Here is a 1864-nt window from a genome sequence, read left to right as displayed (position 1 = left end):
TGAAGCAGCACTATATAATATAGAATACACCCTGGAATGTCTGAAATGGGTAAAAACTTACGGACAGGGTATGTTTAGGGTTTCTAGCAGTCTTATACCTTACAATGAATTCTGGCAGTGGAAGAGTTTTGACAGGATTTTAGAAAAGCTCAGAGTTCTGAAAAAGTTTGCAAAGGATAATAACATAAGACTAATCATGCACCCAGATCAGTTTACCGTATTAAATAGTGAGAACAGCGACGTTGTCCTAAATTCTGTCCAAATATTGAATCATCACTATGAAATATCTGAGTTTTTAGGAGTAGAGGACATTATCATCCATGTGGGAAGTGCAAAGGGAGACTACAAGGAAAGATTTATAAAAAATACAAAACTTTTAAATGAGAAATTAAAAGCCAAGCTTTTATTGGAAAACTGTCATAATGTAGGTATAGAGGATGTTATAGAAATTTGTGAGAAAACCGGCATTAGACCGTGTCTGGATTTTCATCACAACAGGATAAAGCCATCTCCTCAAGGTGTGGAAGAATATATAGAAAAGATATTAAAACTTTCTAAAAACAAGGTTCCCCTGGCTCACATAAGTTCTCCTGCCGGAGATGAAAAAAACAACTATAAATCCCATTCAGAGTATATTTCCACCGAGGATCTAATAAAATTCAGAAAATATTTTGACATTTTCGACGTAGAGATAGAAGCCAAAGGAAAGGAAAAAGCTGTAAAAAAAGTCGTAGATTTTTTTACAAAAATTTAAATAAATTCTTTTCTAGATTAAAAAACTGAATGTGTTATCTTCAAAATTTCATCTGTATGTTTCCTTATATTTTTAATTATCTTGGTATTTATTTCGTCGTAAAATAGATAAAGATTTTTATTTGGTTCAAATACTTCCTTGATCCTGACCATTTTTTCCATTGCTTCATCAAAGGAAGTATAGATACCAAGATATTTAGCAGCGCATATTGCTGCACCTAGACAGGCGGCACTTGTTACTTTATTTCTTTTAACCGGTAAACCAAACATATCAGCTATAATCTGCATCATTAAGTTACTCTTAGAGCCGCCACCGATTACAGTAATATTATTGACCTCTGCTTTTATTTCATCTAGCATCTCATATATATTATTTTTAATATTATAGGAAATAGCCTCTAGAATGGAACGGTATATGTGAGCACTTGTATGCCTGTGGTCAAAACCTAGCATAACTCCTTTTCTGAACTCATAATCTGAATCGTTTAGCCAGTCTAACAAAGTTATCAGACCGTCACTTCCCGGAGGAACAGTTTCTCCCATCTGATTTAAATATTCTTCTTCAGAAATACCTAATTCCTTAGATTTTTTGATTACCTCTTCACCGAGAAGGTCTTTATACCAACTTACAGTCCACATCCCCCTTCTTATTCCTTTGGATTCATAGACATATTTAAAAGGAACACAGGCTAATGTCGGAAAGAAACTCTTGGCATCTTCGAAATAATCTTCTCTTAAAAGCATAGAAGATATAAAAGTCCCAAGAGATATCATGATTGATTTATCATCGTTGATACCTGAACCTAATACTTCCACAGATTTATCATTACCAGTTGCTACAACTTGAATTCCTTTTTTCAGACCAAATTCTTCGCACAACTCAGTTTTTAAAGAACCATAGCTTTCTCCAGGTTTTATTATTGAAAACAACTGATCTCTTTTTAATCCATTTTCTTTGATAACTTTGTCATCTGTTGACCAATCCAGTGTTTTTCTGTCAATTGGCCAGTAAACTTCCAAATTACTGCAAGTATCCTTAAATTCACCTGTCATTCTGTTGGCAAGATAACCTGAAGTAGTTGTAACATATTGCACTTCATCATTTTCATGT

The 1864-nt window shown here is 33.7% G+C and carries 2 protein-coding genes; one reads left to right on the top strand and one right to left on the bottom strand.

What is annotated here, in order from left to right:
- Nucleotides 1–754, top strand: a 754-nt coding sequence (locus ABZA26_RS14140) for a TIM barrel protein (RefSeq protein ID WP_372715134.1), incomplete at its 5' end; no start/stop codon positions are given.
- A gap of 17 nt (nucleotides 755–771) precedes the next feature.
- Here the strand turns inward: ABZA26_RS14140 and ABZA26_RS14135 are convergent.
- Nucleotides 772–1864 (bottom strand): FGGY-family carbohydrate kinase (locus ABZA26_RS14135; protein WP_372715133.1); only part of this gene is annotated, 1093 nt, incomplete at its 5' end.

It is taken from the genome of Ilyobacter sp., from assembly GCF_041583315.1.
Lineage (GTDB): Bacteria > Fusobacteriota > Fusobacteriia > Fusobacteriales > Fusobacteriaceae > Ilyobacter.
This window is presented reverse-complemented; position numbering and strand designations above follow the sequence as displayed.